Here is a 19,099-nt window from a genome sequence, read left to right on the forward strand (position 1 = left end):
GGGTGCCCCGCTGGGATGAAGTGATGCCCTCGTCCCTCAACTGGATTCCTTGTCCGCAAAGGGGTTGGTGGAGGTTTTCATCTCGATCCGCAGAGGCGTTCCAGAAAGATTGAAGGCCTTTCGAAAGCGCCCTTCCAGAAACCGTTTGTAAGTGTCGGTGACGTGCTCCAGCGAATTGCCATGAACCACAATCACCGGAGGATTCATCCCCCCTTGATGGGCATAACGCAGCTTAGGACGAAACATACCACCGCGCTGTGGACTTTGGAACTGAACCGCCTCCAGCAACAAGCGCGTCAAAATGGGCGTACTCATCTTGCACATGGCCGCCTTATGGGCCTGAACGATTGACGCCCAGACAGGACCCAAACCTTGGCGTTTTTTGGCCGAGACGAAGTGCATGTTCGCAAAGCTCAAAAACGGCAAGCGATTTTCGATGGAGCGTTGTACCAATTGACGCTGGTATTCGTCGACCGCATCCCACTTGTTGACGGCCAGGACCATGGCGCGGCCACTTTCAAGGGCATAGCCCGCGATGTGAGCGTCTTGGTCGGTCACACCCTGTTCCGCGTCCAGGAGCAACAGCACGACATTCGCCGATTCAATGGCTTGCAGGGTTTTGACCACTGAAAACTTTTCGATCGCCTCAAACACTTTGCCTTTGCGACGCAAACCGGCCGTGTCAATCAATTCAAATTTTTGACCTTGCTTTTCGAACGGGACAGAAATCGCATCGCGTGTGGTGCCGGGCATATCAAACGCCACCAAGCGTTCTTCGCCCAACCAAGTATTGATCAATGTTGACTTGCCCACGTTGGGACGACCGGCTACAGCGAGCTTGATGACCGAGGGGTCGTCTTCGGTCTCTTCCGGTTCGTCGGACAGATGCAACGATTCAAATGCCAATTCGACCAAGCCACGCGTACCTTGACCGTGAGCTGCCGAGATGGCGATCACCTCCCCCAAACCCAGCTCATAAAACTCCGTCAATTGGATGCCTTCGAGCATGCCCTCGGCTTTGTTGGCGACGAGCAAAGTCGGTTTGCCAATTTTTCGCAAGTATTTGGCGATGTCGTGGTCTTGTGCAGACAACCCGCCGCGAGCGTCAACCACAAAGATGACGATGTCAGCTTCCGCAACAGCTTGCTGCGTTTGCTTGGCCATTTCTTTGTAGATCCCTGCGCTGGCGTCGGGCTCAAAACCCCCGGTGTCGATGACGATGAATTCTTGGCGACCTTGTTTGCCATTGCCGTAGTGGCGGTCACGGGTCAGGCCCGCAAAATCGGCCACGATGGCATCCCGGCTTTTGGTCAGACGGTTAAAGAGCGTGGATTTGCCCACATTGGGGCGGCCAACAAGGGCCAAAACAGGTTTCACTTAAAAATTTTCCGATCCATCATTCAGGGCGAAATCCATGCACGCCCCCGGCACGTGTCACCACCACCAACGTCTGACCAGACCAAATGGGCTTGCCCATGATGGCATGGCCATCTGTGGCCACGCGTTGCAAAGCTTGGCCATTTTGGGGTGACAAGAAGTGAACCCAGCCCTCTTGATCACCCACGACCACCGCATTGTTCAAAAGCAAAGGCGTGCTCAGACCTCGAAAGCGCAGCGCGTCTTGGGACCAAAGTGGGTTACCCGTACTGCGCTGCCAAGCCAGTACTTTCCCATCCGACTCGGTGCCCACCAAGAATTGTTCGTTGCCATCAAGACCTTGATGACCTTGGGCGGGACGGGACCAAGCCATGCGACCCGTCAAACCATCCAAACAAGCGACAGCGGTTTGGAAAGCGCGAACACACAGGCCATGGCCTTGCCGGCTGGCACCGGCAACCAAATCAACCAGACGCTCGACTTCGTTGGTACCGCGTGTCACGCCCACCAAAGTTTCCCAGCGCACAGCACCGGTCATAGGATTCAAAGAAGCCAATCGACCACCCCATCCGACCAAGAGGTTGTCACCGATCGGCATCAACAGACCCGCCTGGCGAAGCAACAAAGGATCGCTAGGACGCTGTTGGCCCCAAAGGCGTTGTCCAGTATCGGCATCAAAGGCCGTCACGGCTCTGTCTCCGGTCAACACAAACACGCGATCGCCTGCCACCAACGGCGGGGTGTAGGACAAGGCCGGCAAAACATGCCGCCACAATACTTTGCCCGCCTCGGCAACCACCAATTCATTGGCTTGGGTCACCACGGCAAAGCGGCGGCCATCGCCACCCACTCCGGCTTGAATCGGCGCATTCAGGTTGAGGCGCCAAACATCAAGGCCATTGCGCACATCGATCAAGGCCAACTGGCCTTGTGCAGAGGCCAATGCCATCTGCTGCCCATGCACGGAAGGCAGCAAATGCGCAAACACGGGTCCGATTTGGCTCTTCCAAACAGGTTGAACTTTGAAAGTACCACTGGTGGTTGGCAAGGGCGAAGCCTTGGGTTTTTCAGGCGCGCTGGAACAAGCACCCACAAGCAGGGCAAAGGCCACAAGCATGAGACGCGACACAACTGAAAACATGGGCTTCATCACTTGGTGTTTCCTGATGAGGCAGAGGCAAGAGGATCGACCCCTAAAGCGTTGAGTTTGGCCTCGACCAAACGGCGAAAGTCAGGGATTTCGCTCAATTCATCCCAGGCTTTTTTGTAAGCAGAAAGGGCTTCAGGCTTTTGATTCTTCGCGGACAGAACATCCCCTTTCAAGTCCGAAGCCAAACCCATCAGAGAGGGAACTACGGGTTGAGCCAATTGCGCCAAGGCCTCATCCAACGAGCCACCGTCCAGCAAAAGCGCGGCCAAACGCAGACGTGCAATGTCACGGTATGCAGGGTCAGGCGCCGCACCCACCACCCATTTCAGGGCAGCTTGAGCCTCAGCCGATTTGCCTTGGGTGCTCAAGAACTTGGCCGCCACCAAAGAGGCCTGATGGGCAAACAAGGTCCCTGGGAATTTGTCTTTGATGTCTGCAAAGCTCCGCTGGACCCGCGCCAAATCGCCAGCATTGGCCGAACGTTCCACCTCATCAAAGAGAATGGCTGCTTTGGCGGCCTGATCGCGCTGCCAGTATTGGTAGCCATTCCAAGCGGCATAAGCACCCAAAATGACGATCAAAATCCAAGAAATCAGGTTGCCGTATTTCTTCCAAAAATGCTTGATCTGGTCAAGTTGTTCTTGTTCTTCTAGGTCGAGAGCTTTGGCCATGGTGTATTGACTATTCGGTAAACATCAAGAGTGTGATTGTAGGGTGTGGGCCCAGTCGGCCACCGCGCCCAAAGGCTCAGTACGCTGCGCCCCTTGACCGTCGCGCAGGGATTTGACGGCCACTTGCCCCAAGGCCAATTCTTCGGCCCCAAAAACCAAGGCATAACGGGCACCAGAACCATCTGCCTTTTTGAATTGGGTCTTCATGCTGCCCATGCCTTCGCCACTGCCGGCATGCATTTGGGCCGACACGCCACAAGCGCGCAAGGTCTGCAGCACCTGCATGGCAACGGGCAAAGCCGCTGTTTCTGGAATGATGGCGTAAACATCAGGGGCCAAATCGGGCAAAGCCTCGCCCTGCTCCTTGATGAGTTCCAACACACGCTCAACACCCAAAGCCCAACCGACCGCGGGGGAAGGCTTGCCGCCAATTTGCTCAATCAGGTAGTCATATCGGCCGCCGCCGCAAATCGTGCCTTGCGAGCCCAGGCTGGTGGTGATGAACTCAAAGACTGTGAGGTTGTAGTAATCCATACCGCGAACCAAGCGCGGGTTGATGGTGTAGGCCACGCCATTGGCCTCCAAAATCGCCTTGACCGCGTTGAAGTGCGCCAAGGAAGCCTCGCCTAAAAAGTCAAGCAAACGGGGGGCTGCTTCGACCACGCTTTGCATGGCCGGGTTCTTGGTGTCCAAAATGCGCAAAGGGTTGCTGTGAAGGCGCCGTTTTGCCTCTTCGTCAAGGACATCGCTGTGCTTTTCAAGGTGGGCGATCAAGGCGGCGCGGTGGGCTTGGCGCTCGGCCGGCTGGCCCAGACTGTTGAGTTCCAGACGCACGTCCTTGAGACCCAACACCTTCCAAAGGTCATTGGCCAACAAAATCAGCTCGGCATCCACCTCGGCACCGCCAAACCCCAGCACCTCGGCACCGACTTGGTGAAACTGGCGGTAACGCCCGCGCTGCGGGCGCTCATGTCGAAACATCGGCCCCATGTAATACAGGCGCTTGCCGCCTTCGTAAAGCAAATTGTGCTCAACCACTGCACGCACCAAACCGGCGGTGCCCTCGGGCCGTAAAGTGAGTTGCTCGCCGTTCAGGCGGTCTTCAAAGGAGTACATCTCCTTTTCAACGATGTCGGTCACTTCGCCCAGGCCACGCACGAACAAAGCGGTGGGCTCAACGATGGGCAAACGCACATTGCGGTAGGCGTAACGTGCCATCAAGGCGCGAATCTGGCCTTCCAGCCACTCCCAACGGGCTGATTCTGGTGGCAAGATGTCGTTCATACCCTTCACGCCGACCAGCTTTGGGAGCTTGGTGGCTTTGTCCGCTTTCACAGAGGCCATGTCTTTCAGCGCGTCGCTCATTTTTGTTCTGCAGATCCGGAACCAAAGCGGTTCTCAATGTAATTTTCAACGAGCACCTGAAACTCTTGCGCAATGCCTTCACCGCGCAAAGTCAGGCGCTTTTCGCCATCAATGAACACCGGTGCAGCAGGCGCTTCGCCCGTGCCCGGTAGGCTGATGCCGATGTCAGCGTGCTTGCTCTCGCCTGGACCGTTCACGATACAGCCCATCACCGCCACTTTGAGGTTTTCAACCCCGGGGTAGCGCACACGCCATACGGGCATTTGGGCACGCAAAAAGTCGTCAATTTGCTTGGCCAGCTCCTGGAAAGTGCTGCTGGTGGTCCGGCCGCATCCGGGGCATGCCGTCACGCTGGGGACAAAAATACGCAAACCCAAGGACTGCAAAATCTCAGAGGCAATCACCACCTCTTGCGTGCGGGCTTCGCCTGGCTGAGGGGTGAGCGACACGCGGATGGTGTCGCCAATGCCCTCTTGCAGCAGCACAGACAAGGCGGCAGCAGAAGCCACAGTGCCCTTGGTGCCCATGCCAGCTTCTGTCAGGCCAAGGTGCAAGACGTAGTCGGTACGGCGTCCGAGTTCGCGGTAAACAGAGATCAAATCCTGAACGCCAGACACTTTGCAAGACAACGTGATGTGGTCGCCGGATAAACCCATTTCCTCTGCGCGTTGTGCAGAAGAAATGGCCGAAGCGATCAAAGCCTCGTACATCACTTGCCGGGCTTCCCACGGCGATGCACGCTGGCTGTTCACATCCATCAGCTCAGCCAAAAGATCTTGGTCCAGGCTACCCCAATTCACACCAATGCGAATGGGCTTGTTCCAACGCATGGCCGCTTCGATCATCTGACCGAATTGAATATCCCGCTTATCGCCCTTGCCCACGTTGCCGGGGTTGATGCGGTATTTGGACAGCGCCTCGGCGCACGCAGGGTAATCGGTCAACAGGCGGTGGCCGTTGTAATGAAAGTCACCAATCAATGGCACGTCGATGCCCATTTTGTCGAGCTGATCGCGAATGTGCGGAACCGCCTCGGCAGCTTCTGGGGTATTGACCGTGATCCGCACCATCTCAGAGCCCGCGATCGCCAACTCTTTGACTTGGATGGCTGTTCCAATGACGTCCACAGTGTCTGTGTTGGTCATGGATTGAACCCTGACAGGTGCACCGCCGCCCACGGTGACCACTTTGGAGCCCCAAACCACCTTGGATTGACGACTGACCCGCTTAAGCGGTTTGGCAATTTCAATCGGATGAGCCGATGACGAAGTCAAAACAGAAGACATGATTACTCCTTCACTTCAAACCGTGCCACGGTCACTTGCGTGTGTGGCTTCAAATCAAAGGCCTCGCCACGCAGTGTGACACTCACCGATTGAGCACGTCCCACCACCACGCGTACAGGCAGCGGACTGTCAATCTGAGTGGTCTCGCCCGCCTTCAAAAGGCCGCTCCAGACCACCGCATTTTGTGCGTCACGCAACTCAAGCCAACTTTCGGCAGAGGCCCTGAAAACCCAGGGCGCAGATTTGACCGTTGCTGCCGCCATACCGGCGGCAGGATTTTGACGGGTATTGGCTTCTTGCTGCACAGCGGGTGGTGCAGGAACAGGTGCAAGTCCCGACGGAGGCAAGCTGACTGCCGATGGGCTCAAAGGTTCAAGGGGGGTCTGCGTCTGCGAAGACGCCACATCGGTCATCGTTCGAGCAGGCTCAACACGGCTATCTTGAGTCACTTCAACCGCTGAGTCGCTGTTCAACCACGGAAGTCTGGAGAGGTCCAACCAAGCCCATTGAAGTGGAGATGGCAACCAGACAAACGACAAGGTCAATGCCAACAGCAGCGCCCCAAGCCAAAACACCTTGGACTTGATCGTGTTGTGAGCAGTGCCCATCCGATTCAATCGGGCTTGCGTCAGTGTTGGCTGTTGTTGAATCTGTTTCAAAGCAGCAAGCTGACTGGATGGGCGCGGTAACAAAGCCAAAACGGGGGCCGGATCAAGGTTCAACTGACGGCAAACACTGGACGCCAAACCTCGGTAGAAAACAGGTCCTTTGTCGGCATCGAAGACATTGGCTTCAAGCGCCTCCAACTGCCGCACAGGCACCTTGAGGTTCACCGACAAAACGGCCACATGAATGCCCGCCTTGAGTCTGGCTTCACGCAGCAAAAGACCTGCAGTCAGAATGGGGCCCGTTGGGGTATCGGCATCGTTGCTCATTCAATCACTCCTGACGCGCTCGCGTCGGGTAGGGCACCAAAGGCACAACACGTTGCTGAGCCATGCGGGACTGAACCTGTGTGCGGTCCTTCACATCACCAGCCAGTTGACCACAAGCTGCGTCGATGTCATCACCACGGGTTTTACGGACCGTGGTCACCAAACCTGCGTCTTGCAATTGCTTGGCAAACGCCTGCACACGGGCATGGGGCGATCGGAGCAAACCCGAGGCCGGGAAGGGGTTGAAAGGGATCAGATTGAACTTGCACCGCAAGCCTTGCCGGGCGTGCTTTTGTACCAAATCAATCAATTGGCTGGCATGCTCAGCTTGGTCGTTCACACCGTCCAACATGCAATATTCAAAGGTGATGAAATCGCGGGGCGCGTGGGCCAAGTAAGCTGTGCACGCTTTCATGAGTTCATCGAGCGGGTATTTGCGGTTGAGCGGCACCAAGTGATCGCGCAGCGTATCGATTGGGGCATGCAAGGACACCGCTAAGGCCACTGGGCAATCTCCAGACAAACGCTCGATCATGGGCACCACACCCGAGGTGGACACCGTGACACGGCGGCGCGAGAGGCCATAACCATGGTCGTCGAGCATGGCGCGCAAAGCAGGAACCAGTGCCGAATAGTTTTGCAAGGGCTCACCCATGCCCATCATCACCACATTGGAAATGACGCGATCTGGCGTGTTCAGGTGCTTGCGCAAAAAGTGCTCGGCAAACCACAATTGCGCCAGGATCTCACCCGTGGTGAGGTTGCGGCTGAAACCTTGATGACCCGTGGAGCAAAAACGACAGCCCACGGCACAACCGGCTTGAGAAGATATGCACAGGGTGCCCCGATCGTCTTCAGGGATAAACACGGTTTCAATGGCATTGCCATCGCCAACATCGAACAACCACTTGATGGTGCCGTCGTTTGAAATGTGTTGGCTGATGACAGGCAAAGAGGCGATGTGGGCATGACCCTGGAGCTTTTGGCGCAGTGATTTGGCCAAGTCGCTCATCTGATCGAAATTCGCAGCGCCCCGCTGGTGTATCCAGCGGAACAACTGGGTGGCCCTGAAGCGCTTTTCGCCCAGCCCCTCGCAAAAAACGGCCAAACCATCCAGATCAAATTCAAGAAGGTTGGCCGTCATGGGGTTCGGGGACGGGCTAGGGCCGCAACGCGATCAGCGTGCGTAAACGTTCAAGCCAGCGAAGAAGAAGGCGATTTCTACAGCGGCAGTTTCAGGGGCGTCAGAACCGTGAACAGCATTGGCGTCGATGCTGTCAGCGAAGTCGGCGCGAATCGTGCCAGCGTCGGCCTTCTTGGGATCCGTCGCACCCATCAGGTCACGGTTTTTGGCGATGGCGTTCTCGCCTTCAAGGGCTTGGATCATCACTGGACCCGAGATCATGAAGTCGACCAAGTCCTTGAAGAAAGGACGCGCCTTGTGCACACCGTAGAACTGCTCGGCTTCGCCACGTGACAGGTGAACCATCTTGGCCGCGACCACTTTGAGGCCAGCAGCTTCGAAACGAGCGTAGATTTGACCGATGACGTTCTTGGCAACGGCGTCGGGTTTGATGATGGAGAGTGTGCGTTCGATGGCCATGATTTCTTCCTATTTCAAGAGTTTTATAAAGCAAATTTGCCCAGCAGCAAAGCCAGATATTCTAACCCGAGCGAGGCAGATGACATCCTCGACCTCGCCAAAGGAAGGGTCTCAGTCCAGACAGGCTCAATGGCCCCAGACACGCGGACTCATCGGCTGGTTTTGCTGCCACCTCGTCCACCCCGTCCCGTTCCACCGGGGACTTTTTTCAAACGGTTAAAGCTTTCAGCACCAATGTACTTGGCTTCATTTTTGGGGGCATCCGATTTGGCGTGCAAGCCGGATCCTCCGGGCGCTTGATTCGGCTTGGCTGCAGGTTTGGCACGTGGCACAGCCGTGCCCGCACGCCCTTGCCCACCGGTCCGAGGGCGTCTGTCGTTGCGGTTTGTGCGCGATGCCGGCTCGGTCACGGCACGGGGGCGCTCGGAAGTTCCCGCTGCGCGCATCAAAGAGCGGATATCGGCCTCGTCCAACTCCAGCCAAGCGCCTCGGCGCAAACCATGGGGCAGCACCATCGCGCCATATCGAATGCGGATCAAACGGCTGACCGCGTGACCCACGGATTCCATCATGCGGCGCACTTCCCGATTGCGCCCCTCAGAAATGGTGACGCGGTACCAACAATTGGACCCCTCCCCGCCCCCATCTTCAATCGATCCGAATTGCGCAGGGCCGTCGTCCAACATGACGCCGTCCAGCAAACGGTGCTTTTCATCTTTGCTCAATGCGCCCAGCACACGAACGGCGTACTCACGCTCCAAACCAAAGCGGGGATGCATCAACTGATTGGCCAACTCACCGGAGCTGGTGAACAACAAAAGCCCTTCCGTATTGAGGTCCAATCGGCCCACCGACTGCCATTTGCCATTTTGTAAACGCGGCAATTTTCGGAAAACAGAGGGGCGGTTTTGCGGATCGTCATGGCTGACGATTTCACCGGCAGGCTTGTGGTACGCAATCACACGGGCTGGTGGCGGGTCAATGCGGATGCGAATCGGCTTGCCATCCACCTTGATTTGATCACCATATTGAACACGCTGCCCCACGTGAGCAGGCTCGTTATTGACAGCAATTCGGCCTTCGGCGATCAGCTTTTCCATCTCAAGCCGAGAACCCATACCCGCTTGCGCCAGCACTTTGTGCAACTTGGGAGAATCGGTTTGCGGTGCCAACACCCGCTTGCCCAAATCTTCGGACAAAGCCTCCACAACCTCTTCGTCATCGAATTGGCCGGACACCACATCGGCCAAGGCGATGGGCTTGAAAGAAACCTGCAGGTCCTGCGCCATAGCGCCCGGCTTGCGTTTGGCGTAAACGCCAGCTTGGGTGTTCTGGTCGTTGGAGGAGTGATCGTTCATGAGTTGGGGGCTTCATCCCCGTTCAGGGAAATTGTGGGGGCCACATCGGGCAAATTGGAGAGGGACTCCAAGACAGTTGGGGGGTTGGGCAGCACCTCGTCCAAAGACAGGCTGGCTTGCAAGGGCGATTCGTCCAGCATGTCGGACAAAGCCGACATCTGCGGGTCAACCTGAGACAGCAAAGGCAGCTGATCCAAGGAAGACAAGCCCAAATCGTCCAAAAACTGGCGCGTTGTGGCAAAAAGGCTGGGGCGACCCACCGTTTCCCGGTGTCCAATCACTTCAACCCAGCCCCGATCTTCGAGTTGCTTGAGAATCTGGGAGCCAATCGTGACCCCTCGGATGTCTTCCATGTCGCCACGCGTGACGGGTTGACGGTAGGCGATGATGGCCAAGGTCTCGAGAACAGCCCGTGTGTATTTAGGGGGTTTTTCCGGGTGCAAGCGGTCAAGATAAGACCGCAGCTCGGGTCGACTTTGAAAGCGCCAACCACTGGCCACATGGACCAATTCCAAGCCCTTATGAGCCCATTCGAGTTCAATTTCTTGCAGCATCGACCTCAGGGTATCGGCCCCGAGTTCATCGTCGTACAAGACGCGGAGGTCGCGCAGAGACAGTGGCTGACCTGCTGTGAGCAGCGCCGCTTCCAGGACACGCTTGGCTTGCGCCATGTTCATGGTGTCGGTCTTTCGGAAAAAAACGCCTCACGGCGTGGTTAGGGAATCAGCTGCCGCCATGGTCAAAAGCAGAAGTCGGGACCGGCTCAACCTGCATGACTGGCACGGAGACGTCAAGCGCCGCTTACATTCCAGGGCTCAAATTGTAACTGAGGCCCAATGGCTGCAATGCCGCAGCCATGTCTTGTGGCCAGTCGGTTTGCAAATCGATGTTGGCGCCGGTGATGGGGTGCACAAACGCCAACCGCCATGCATGCAGGGCTTGACGCACCATGCCGCCCAATGGCGCACCGCCATAAACCCCATCACCGATCAACGCGTGTCCGATATGGGCCATGTGCACCCGAATCTGGTGTGTCCGCCCCGTGTGCAAGGTGCAACGAACCAAGCAGCAACGCTCTCCCTGTGCCAGCAGATCAAGGGTCGTTGCAGCGGTTTTGCCCGACTGATGCGTCAAATCCACGACCGCCATTCGCAAACGATGGCTCGGGTCCCTGCCAATGGCTGCATCGACATGCTTTTGAACAGGACCTGCCCAAGCTTTATGGGCCAAAGCCAAGTATTGGCGGTGCACGTCTCGGGCCGCAATCTGGGCCACCAGCGCATCCATGGTTTGGCGCGTTCGGGCCACCACCATCAAGCCACTGGTGTCTTTGTCCAGACGGTGGACGATGCCGGCACGGGGAACTTCGCTGGCTTTGGGGTCCAAGGCCAAAAGGCCGTTCAGCAAGGTCCCGCCCCAATGGCCTGGCGCTGGATGCACCACCAAACCGGCAGGTTTGTGGATCACCCGGAGGTGCTCATCCTCGTAAACCACGTCGATTGGCATGGCTTCGGGCACAAAGGCTTGTGACTGAGGCGTGGCCCGCAGTGTGATTTGCAATTGGTTGCCCAAACGGACCTTGGCCGAGACCTTGGTGGTCACCCGCCCGTCCACCAAGGCGTCGCCTTGTTCAATCAGTTGCTGCAAGTAGCTGCGTGAAAACTCAGGAACCAATTGCGCGAAAACACGGTCCAAGCGTTGACCGTGCAAAGTCGAAGGCACCAAAGCATGGCGCACCTCTTGGGTCGCCTCCACCAAGCGCTCCGCGTCATCCAGCGCTTGACCGGGGTCTTCCATTTCGGGGTCGGTCGATATAATCAAAGTGTTCAACAGCTCAGGGGTGTTTTAGATGCAAAGCTTCAGATTATCGACGGTTCTTGTCAGCCTTTTGATGGCTGCGGGACTTCTTCTGAGCGGCTGTGCCAACAACCCCAAAGACCCCACTGCAGGCTGGACGCCAGAAAAAATCTACAGCGAAGCCCGCGACGAGGTCAACGCGGGTGCTTGGGACAAGGCGATTGGTTACTACGAAAAGCTGGAAGGGCGCGCCGCTGGAACCGTTTTGGCTCAACAGGCTCAGATTGACAAGGCCTATGCCCAATTCAAAACGGGCAACAAAATCCAAGCTTTGGCCACTTTGGACCGCTTTATCCGCTTGCATCCCACCAGCCCTGCTCTGGACTACGCACTGTTTCTAAAAGGCGTTGTCAATTTCAACGACAACTTGGGAATGTTCTCGTTTTTGACACGCCAAGACTTGTCAGAGCGTGACCAAAAAGCGGCCAAAGACTCCTATGAATCCTTTCTGGAGCTGACCACCCGCTTTCCCGATTCAAAGTACAGCGCCGACGCTCGCCAGCGCATGACGCATGTGGTCAACTCATTGGCCGCTTACGAGGTGCATGTGGCACGCTACTACGCCAAACGCGGCGCTCATGTGGCGGCCATCAACCGGGCACAACAAGCGATCATCGATTTCGAAGGTGTCCCGGCCATCGAAGAAGCCCTGGCCATTTTGGTCAAATCTTATGACGCCATGGGCATGACCCTGTTGCGAGACGACGCATTGCGGGTATTGACCCAAAATTACCCTCAGTCGGTTTACCTTCCGGGCAATTCCCCATCGGGCACTAAAGGCTGGTGGCGTCTTTGGTGAGCTGCTGCAAAGCCTGCACAAAGGCTTCGTGGTCCTCTAAACGGCGCATGTCTGGCAGACCTCGCACCAAGCGGCGCCCGTAAGACATGCTCACCAAGCGGCTGTCGCACACCACCAAAATCCCCCGATCGGATTCACTCCGTATCAACCGACCGGCTCCTTGTTTGAGAGACACGGCAGCCTCCGGTAAAGCGTGATCGGCAAAAGCACTCTTGCCTTGTTGGGTCATGCGTTGGCTGCGGGCTTCGAACAAAGGATCGCCGGGAGGTGGGAACGGAAGTTTGTCGATCACCACCAGCTGCAAAGCATCGCCGGGCACGTCAAAGCCTTCCCAAAAAGAAGCGGATGCCACCAGCACACACCCCCTGCGCCCATGAGGATCACCCTGCCCTCCACCCTCACGGAAACGCTCCATCAACCGACGCTTGGGGCTTTGCCCTTGCACCAAGACTTCCACGCTGGCATCGCCCTGAAGCTGCAAATGTTCGCCAATGCTTCGCATCGCAGTCAATGTGGTGGTCAACACCAGGGTCCGGCCGCCCAAAATGGCCATGGCCTCCAAGACCAGACGGGCCACCTGAGACGCATGATCGGCATCACCCGGGCGTGGCAAATGGGTGGGCACATACAGCGCCGCTTGGCGTGCATAGTCAAAAGGGCTGCTGACTTGCATGACCTCGGCAGAACTCAGGCCGCAAGGCTCGGTGAACCAACGCAAGCTAGGTTCGTCCCCCAAAGTGGCTGAAGTGAAGATCCAGGCACGCTGACCCAGGCCCACCAAAGCGCCACTGGACGCCCTGTCCGAAGCGTTATGCCGAGTATCCCCGGCCATCAGCGCTTCCAAAGAATCAGGCTCGTTCACATGGCTTGCATCGATGGCCGGTGCCGCTGAAACGGGCCGTGTCAGTGCTGAGAATGACTGCGCAATGTCCAAGGGAGACTCGATCAGGCGCAGCTGTGCACTGACTTCTGCCCAGCGCACCCCCTCTGGCTTGGGGGTATCGGCAAACATGGCGGCACGTTGGATCAGTTCGCGGGTGCGATCACCCAAGCGCTGAAAATCAGGTGCCAGTTCACTGACCATGTCCAAGCCACTTTGCAACTCGGCAAGCGCTTGTGTCACGGCTTGCAAACCGGTGTCCCATTCGTGGGGGTCAACACCCTCTGGGTGTTGACCCGTCCAACGCAAACGCACAGCCCCCCGGTGCATGCCAGCGGCCAAGCGCCAATCACGGGCCGCTTTTTCCAAACCTGCGCTCAATCCCTGCCAATCGACCAGGCCTCGCGCCAGCTGCAAGCCCGTGGACAAAGTGTCTCGCACCAGCTCGTGCAATTGCACTGTGGACAACTGCTGGCCTAAGAAATTCACGCCAATCTCGTTGAGTTGGTGAGCCTCGTCAAACACAGTCACGCGGACCGTAGGCAACAACTCGGCCACACCCGATTCACGCACCACCATGTCGGCAAAAAACAAATGGTGGTTGATGACCACCACGTCCGCCGCCATGGCTTCTTTGCGGGCCAAATTCACATGACAGGCCCGGTAGCGAGGACAGCTGGAGCCCAAACAGTTGTCGCGGGTGGACGTGACCAGTGGCCACAATGAGGAACGCTCGTCCAGACCTGTCAATTCGGCCATATCGCCCGTTCGCGTGGATTGCGACCAGGTCTCCATCTTGGCCAATGCTTTTTGCGCGCCCGGCTGGGCCGATTCGGGGCTGTGCCGGGCCTGCTCCATGCGGTGCAAACACAAGTAGTTGGAGCGCCCTTTGAGCAAAGCCACCCGGATCGGCAAGCCCAGGACCTCGATCAAACGGGGAATGTCACGAGAAAATAATTGGTCTTGCAAGGCTTTGGTCGCTGTGGACACCAAGGCCCGCTGACCACTGAGCAAAACCGGCACCAAATAGGCGTAGGTTTTACCGGTCCCCGTGCCCGCCTCGACCACCAACTGCCCGCCGTCTTGGACCGTTCGACTCACCGCCAAGGCCATGTCAGTTTGTCCCTGCCTGGGTTGAAAACCAGGCACAGCTTGGGCCAAGATGCCTTGGCTGGACAAGGTATCGGCCACCCGCTGGTCAAGCAAATTCAAGCAGGCTCCTTGGGCAGCAAACGGGCCTGTAGCAAAGCAATTTGGTCGCGCAATGCCAAGCGCCTTTTTTTCATGCGCCGCAGGCTCAGATCATCCTGCTTTGAGGCTAGGGCCGATGCCTGGTCAATCAAGGCATCCAAATCGGCATGCGCCATTTGCCACTCGATCAACTGACGCTGGGGTGAGTGCAAATCAAACCCGGGCAAGCCCGGCAATGTGGGCGGGGAGCTGTCCATCAGGGTGTGCCCTGCTTGTCTGGTTGTTTGCCAAGCAAACGCAGGTCACGCTGTGTTGACCGCCACGCACGTTCTCGAGCGTTCAAGACCAGCTCTTGCTGGGCCAATGGATCAAGGGCTTGTCTGCGGATCCGGCGGGACTCGATCAAACACGCATTGACCGCAAACTTTTGCCAACAGAGCGCTTGTCGCTGCTCATCCGATTTCAATATGGCGTCACGCTGTACCGCCAATGCCTGCCTTTGAATGGCAATGTCCTGGGGTTCGGCCTGCAGTTCTGAGCCATCTGAGGCTGCAGACCCCATGTTTTGCGCATGAGCCCCACCCCACAGCGCCCAAGCCGCAAACCAGCCAGCCAGCCAGAACAGGCGCACGCGGATCATGTGAGGTTCGTGTCCACAGTGCGGTGCTCCAGCGCCAAGAATTCACTGGACTGCATTTCATGGAGGCGAGACACCGTGCGCGGAAACTCATGGGACATGGGACCTGAGGTGTAAAGGCCTTCGGGTGGCACGGCGGCAGACATGATGAGTTTGACCCGGCGGTCGTACAGCACGTCGATCAGCCATGTGAATCGGCGTGCCTCGGATGCCATGCTGACGGGCATGAAAGGCACATTGCTCAGCAAGACTGTGTGGTATTGGGTGGCGATTTCCAAGTAATCGTTTTGTGACCGTGGCCCCCCACAAATGGCCCTGAAATCAAACCACACCACATCTCCTGCACGGCGTTTGGCGGTGATTTCGCGCGCCTCAATGTGCAGCACCGGGTCTTCGTCGGGTCCTGTGGCCAGGCGGTTGAAGGCCTCGTTCATCTCACGGTCGGCCTGCTCACCCAAAGGCGAATGGTAGAGCTTGACCCTCTCCAGCGTGCGGCGGCGGTAGTCCGTGCCGTTGTCCACATTCAACACCTGCATGCGCTCGTTCAGCAAGGCAATGGCGGGCAAGATGCGGTCGCGGTGCAGACCATCGGGGTACAGACCGTTGGGCTCAAAATTGGACGTGGTGACAAAACCAACGCCATTGTCAAACAGCGCCACCAGCAAGCGGTGCAGGATCATGGCATCGGTGATGTCCGCCACATGGAATTCGTCAAAACAGATGAGCTGATAGCGCTTGGCCATGCGCTTGCCCAGCTCGTCCAAGGGGTTCACCGTGCCTTGAATGGCCGTCAACTCTCGGTGCACCTCGCGCATGAATTCGTGAAAGTGCAAACGGGTTTTGCGCTCGACCGGCACAGCGGCAAAAAAGCAGTCCATCAAGAAACTTTTGCCCCGGCCCACGCCGCCAAACATGTAGACCCCTTTGGGAATGTCAGGCCGGGAGAACAGCTTGCCCAGCAGACCGGAGCGCTTGGATTGATAGGCTGTCCACTCACTGGCGCAGCGCTCCAAAGCGTCAATGGCTCGGAGCTGCGCCGGATCGCTTTGGTAATCACGCTTGAGCAACTCAGCTTCGTAAACTTCACGAACGGACATGGGCAGTGGACTCTTCAATTCAAATGAGAAAAACCCGGGTTGAGCCCGGGTTTTCAGGGTGACTGAACTTTAACCCAACTCACCCCAAACCACAGTTCAGGGCAGGTCAAGGGCTCAGAAGTTCAGGGTGCGCTTGTCCACAGCCAAAGCCGCTTCTTTGGTCGCTTCGCTCAAAGATGGGTGCGCATGACAGATGCGGGCGATGTCTTCGGCGCTGGCACGGAATTCCATGGCCACTACGGCCTCGGCGATCAACTCAGAGGCTTGAGGGCCGACGATGTGAACGCCCAAGATTTCGTCGGTGGTGGCATCGGCCAGCATCTTGACCATGCCGGTCGTGTCGCCCAAGGCGCGGGCACGTCCATTGGCCAGGAACGGGAACGAACCCGCCTTGTAAGCCACACCATCGGCCTTGAGCTGCTGCTCGGTACGGCCCACCCATGCGATTTCGGGGCTGGTGTAGATGACCCAAGGGATGGTGTTGAAGTTGACATGCCCGTGTTGGCCCGCGATGCGCTCGGCCACGGCCACGCCCTCTTCTTCCGCTTTGTGCGCCAACATGGGCCCACGCACCACGTCGCCCACGGCCCACACGCCGGGCAAGTTGGTTTTGCAATCACCGTCCACCACGATCGCGCCACGCTCGTCCAGCTGCAAACCCACGGCTTCGGTGTTCAGGCCGATGGTGTTGGGCACCCGGCCGATCGAGATGATCAGCTTGTCAGCGTCCAGCACCACGGCTTCACCCTTGGCATTGGTGTAGTTGACGGTCACGCCCTTCTTGCCATTGACGATTTCGCCGACTTTGACGCCGAGTTCGATCTTCAGGCCCTGCTTGTCGAAAGCCTTTTTGGCCTCCTTGGCGATTTGCTCGTCCACGGCACCCAGAAAGGTCGGCAAGCCTTCGAGGATGGTGACTTCTGCGCCGAGGCGACGCCAGACCGAACCCATTTCCAGGCCAATCACGCCGGAACCGATCAGGGCCAATTTCTTGGGCACACCGCCCAAGCGCAAAGCACCATCGTTCGACAAGACGTTGACTTCGTCGAACGGGGTGCCCGGCAAGGCGCGGGCATTGGAGCCTGTGGCGATGATGACGTGTTTGCCGCTGACCGACTCTTCGGTCTTGCCCGCCACCTTGATTTCGTAGCCGCCCTCGGCTTGGCCTGCAAAGCTGCCGCGACCGTGGAAGAAGGTGACCTTGTTTTTCTTGAGCAGATAAAGAATACCGTCGTTGTTTTGCTTCACGACGGTGTCTTTGCGGGCGATCATTTTGGACACGTCCATCTTCACGTCCTTGGCCGTGATGCCATGGTCTGCGAAGTGGTGGTTGGCGTGCTCAAAGTGCTCGCTGGACTGCAACAAAGCCTTGGAGGGGATGCAACCCACATTGGTGCAGGTGCCGCCGGGGGCTGGGCCTCCGGCAGCGTTTTTCCACTCGTCAATGCAGGCGACCTGGAAACCGAGTTGGGCAGCGCGAATGGCCGCAATGTAGCCACCGGGGCCACCGCCGATGACAACGACGTCAAATTGTTTGCTCATGGGAAATGCCTTTGGGATAAAAAACGCCCCCTGGGAAGGGGGCATTCATAACAAGGGGTTTTAAATGTCGAACAGCAAGCGGGCTGGGTCTTCCAGCGCTTCCTTCATGGCGACCAAGCCCAAGACAGCTTCGCGGCCATCGATGATGCGGTGGTCGTACGACATGGCGAAGTAGTTCATGGGACGAACCACGACCTGACCGTTTTCCACCATGGCGCGGTCTTTGGTCGCGTGCACGCCAAGAATGGCCGACTGGGGTGGGTTGATGATGGGGGTGGACATCATCGAGCCGAAGGTACCGCCGTTGGAGATAGAGAAGGTGCCGCCGGTCATCTCTTCGATGCCCAGCTTGCCGTCTTTGGCTTTCTGGCCAAACTCAGCGATTTTCTTTTCGATGTCGGCAAAACTCATTTGGTCGGCATTGCGCAAAATCGGCACCACCAAACCACGGGGCGAACCCACGGCGATGCCAATGTCGAAATAGCCGTGGTAGACGATGTCGTTGCCATCCACCGAAGCGTTCAGCACCGGGAACTTCTTGAGGGCGTGCACGGCCGCCTTGACGAAGAAGCTCATGAAGCCCAGCTTGCAGCCATGTTCCTTCTCAAATCGGTCTTGCATGCGCTTGCGCATGTCCATGACCGGGGCCATGTTGATTTCGTTGAAGGTGGTCAGGATGGCATTGGTCGACTGCGATTGCAGCAAACGCTCGGCCACACGGGCACGCAGACGGGTCATGGGCACGCGTTGCTCAGGACGGTCGCCCAAGTTCACAGCAGGCGCTGCCACTTGAGCCAGCGTTTTGGTGGGCACGCCTGTAGGGATCACCGCAGCGGTCGACTTGACCCCACCGGTCACAGCGGAGAGCACATCACCTTTGGTCACGCGGCCATCTTTGCCAGTACCAGGAACCGAGCCAGCGGCCAGGCTGTTATCGGCCATCAGCTTGGCAGCAGCAGGCATGGCCACACCAGCCATGCTGGTGCTGGCCGCTGCGGGTGCAGCGGCAGCGGCTGGGGCCGATGTTGCGACAGGCGCAGCGGCGACAGGTGCGGCTGCGGCCACTTTGCCATCGGTGTCGATGCGCGCAATCAGCTGCTCGGCCGTGACGGTACCCCCATCACCCACCAGGATTTCAGACAAAACACCGGCCGAGGGGGCGGGTACTTCCAGCACCACCTTGTCGGTTTCGATCTCGATCAGGATCTCATCCGCAGCGACGGTATCGCCGACTTTTTTCTTCCACTGCAGCATGGTGGCTTCCGCCACGGACTCGGACAGTTGAGGGACTTTGACTTCTACGATAGCCATGTTGATTTCTCTTTAAAAGTTAAACGCCAGTTTGTTCTTG

The 19,099-nt window shown here is 57.6% G+C and carries 18 protein-coding genes; 1 reads left to right on the forward strand and 17 read right to left on the reverse strand.

Annotation, left to right across the window (positions count from 1 at the left end; genetic code table 11):
- Positions 1 to 36 precede the first annotated feature (36 nt).
- The 11 genes from der to B472_RS00835 form a co-directional block, all read right to left on the reverse strand.
- Positions 37 to 1,377 carry a ribosome biogenesis GTPase Der gene (gene der, locus B472_RS00785; RefSeq protein ID WP_019427916.1) on the reverse strand — a complete coding sequence of 447 codons (1,341 nt, stop codon included), beginning with the start codon at positions 1,375 to 1,377 and terminating at the stop codon, positions 37 to 39.
- A gap of 19 nt (positions 1,378 to 1,396) precedes the next feature.
- Positions 1,397 to 2,518 (reverse strand): outer membrane protein assembly factor BamB, encoded by a 1,122-nt coding sequence (gene bamB, locus B472_RS00790; RefSeq protein ID WP_238147353.1) that lies wholly within the window; start codon positions 2,516 to 2,518, stop codon positions 1,397 to 1,399.
- An 8-nt stretch (positions 2,519 to 2,526) separates the two neighbouring features.
- Positions 2,527 to 3,198 carry a tetratricopeptide repeat protein gene (locus B472_RS00795; RefSeq protein ID WP_019427918.1) on the reverse strand — a complete coding sequence of 224 codons (672 nt, stop codon included), beginning with the start codon at positions 3,196 to 3,198 and terminating at the stop codon, positions 2,527 to 2,529.
- Positions 3,199 to 3,222: 24 nt separating this feature from the next.
- Positions 3,223 to 4,542 carry a histidine--tRNA ligase gene (gene hisS, locus B472_RS00800; protein ID WP_026039722.1) on the reverse strand — a complete coding sequence of 440 codons (1,320 nt, stop codon included), beginning with the start codon at positions 4,540 to 4,542 and terminating at the stop codon, positions 3,223 to 3,225.
- Positions 4,543 to 4,559: 17 nt separating this feature from the next.
- Entirely contained in the window at positions 4,560 to 5,849 is a 1,290-nt protein-coding gene (gene ispG / locus B472_RS00805; RefSeq protein WP_019427920.1) for a flavodoxin-dependent (E)-4-hydroxy-3-methylbut-2-enyl-diphosphate synthase, read from the reverse strand.
- A 2-nt stretch (positions 5,850 to 5,851) separates the two neighbouring features.
- Positions 5,852 to 6,784 carry a helix-turn-helix domain-containing protein gene (locus tag B472_RS00810; protein WP_019427921.1) on the reverse strand — a complete coding sequence of 311 codons (933 nt, stop codon included), beginning with the start codon at positions 6,782 to 6,784 and terminating at the stop codon, positions 5,852 to 5,854.
- 4 nt (positions 6,785 to 6,788) lie between these two features.
- On the reverse strand, positions 6,789 to 7,928 hold the full coding sequence (gene rlmN / locus B472_RS00815; RefSeq protein WP_019427922.1) for a 23S rRNA (adenine(2503)-C(2))-methyltransferase RlmN: 1,140 nt from the start codon (positions 7,926 to 7,928) through the stop codon (positions 6,789 to 6,791).
- Positions 7,929 to 7,961: 33 nt separating this feature from the next.
- Positions 7,962 to 8,387, reverse strand: coding sequence for a nucleoside-diphosphate kinase (ndk, locus tag B472_RS00820; protein ID WP_019427923.1), 426 nt, complete (start codon positions 8,385 to 8,387; stop codon positions 7,962 to 7,964).
- Between the two features lie 149 nt (positions 8,388 to 8,536).
- The gene (locus tag B472_RS00825) at positions 8,537 to 9,745 is read right to left on the reverse strand and encodes a pseudouridine synthase (protein WP_019427924.1); all 1,209 of its coding nucleotides are present in this window, start codon (positions 9,743 to 9,745) and stop codon (positions 8,537 to 8,539) included.
- Positions 9,742 to 10,422, reverse strand: coding sequence for an SMC-Scp complex subunit ScpB (gene scpB / locus B472_RS00830; protein WP_019427925.1), 681 nt, complete (start codon positions 10,420 to 10,422; stop codon positions 9,742 to 9,744). The genes B472_RS00825 and scpB overlap by 4 nt, the downstream gene beginning before the upstream one ends.
- A gap of 124 nt (positions 10,423 to 10,546) precedes the next feature.
- The gene (locus tag B472_RS00835) at positions 10,547 to 11,542 is read right to left on the reverse strand and encodes an RluA family pseudouridine synthase (RefSeq protein ID WP_019427926.1); all 996 of its coding nucleotides are present in this window, start codon (positions 11,540 to 11,542) and stop codon (positions 10,547 to 10,549) included.
- Positions 11,543 to 11,636: 94 nt separating this feature from the next.
- On the opposite strand from B472_RS00835, the gene B472_RS00840 reads away from it, so the two are divergent.
- Entirely contained in the window at positions 11,637 to 12,401 is a 765-nt protein-coding gene (locus tag B472_RS00840; protein WP_019427927.1) for an outer membrane protein assembly factor BamD, read from the forward strand.
- Here the strand turns inward: B472_RS00840 and B472_RS00845 are convergent.
- The 6 genes from B472_RS00845 to odhB form a co-directional block, all read right to left on the reverse strand.
- Positions 12,376 to 14,493, reverse strand: a complete 2,118-nt coding sequence (locus tag B472_RS00845; protein ID WP_019427928.1) for an ATP-dependent DNA helicase — start codon at positions 14,491 to 14,493, stop codon at positions 12,376 to 12,378. The two genes, B472_RS00840 and B472_RS00845, sit on opposite strands and share 26 nt — an antisense overlap.
- Positions 14,490 to 14,729: a YdcH family protein gene (locus B472_RS00850; RefSeq protein ID WP_019427929.1), complete on the reverse strand. Its 240-nt coding sequence runs from the start codon at positions 14,727 to 14,729 to the stop codon at positions 14,490 to 14,492. Before B472_RS00850 ends, B472_RS00845 begins: the two co-directional genes overlap by 4 nt.
- Positions 14,729 to 15,112 (reverse strand): hypothetical protein, encoded by a 384-nt coding sequence (locus B472_RS00855; protein ID WP_019427930.1) that lies wholly within the window; start codon positions 15,110 to 15,112, stop codon positions 14,729 to 14,731. The genes B472_RS00850 and B472_RS00855 overlap by 1 nt, the downstream gene beginning before the upstream one ends.
- Positions 15,109 to 16,206 carry a cell division protein ZapE gene (gene zapE / locus B472_RS00860; protein WP_019427931.1) on the reverse strand — a complete coding sequence of 366 codons (1,098 nt, stop codon included), beginning with the start codon at positions 16,204 to 16,206 and terminating at the stop codon, positions 15,109 to 15,111. The genes B472_RS00855 and zapE overlap by 4 nt, the downstream gene beginning before the upstream one ends.
- Before the next feature lie 114 nt (positions 16,207 to 16,320).
- A complete protein-coding gene (gene lpdA / locus B472_RS00865; RefSeq protein ID WP_019427932.1) occupies positions 16,321 to 17,748 on the reverse strand; it encodes a dihydrolipoyl dehydrogenase in 1,428 nt (475 codons plus the stop codon).
- A 60-nt stretch (positions 17,749 to 17,808) separates the two neighbouring features.
- Positions 17,809 to 19,059 (reverse strand): 2-oxoglutarate dehydrogenase complex dihydrolipoyllysine-residue succinyltransferase, encoded by a 1,251-nt coding sequence (gene odhB, locus B472_RS00870; protein WP_019427933.1) that lies wholly within the window; start codon positions 19,057 to 19,059, stop codon positions 17,809 to 17,811.
- Between the last annotated feature and the right edge of the window lie 40 nt (positions 19,060 to 19,099).

Origin of the sequence: Limnohabitans sp. Rim28, assembly GCF_000293865.2 — a bacterium.
GTDB lineage: Bacteria > Pseudomonadota > Gammaproteobacteria > Burkholderiales > Burkholderiaceae_C > Limnohabitans_A.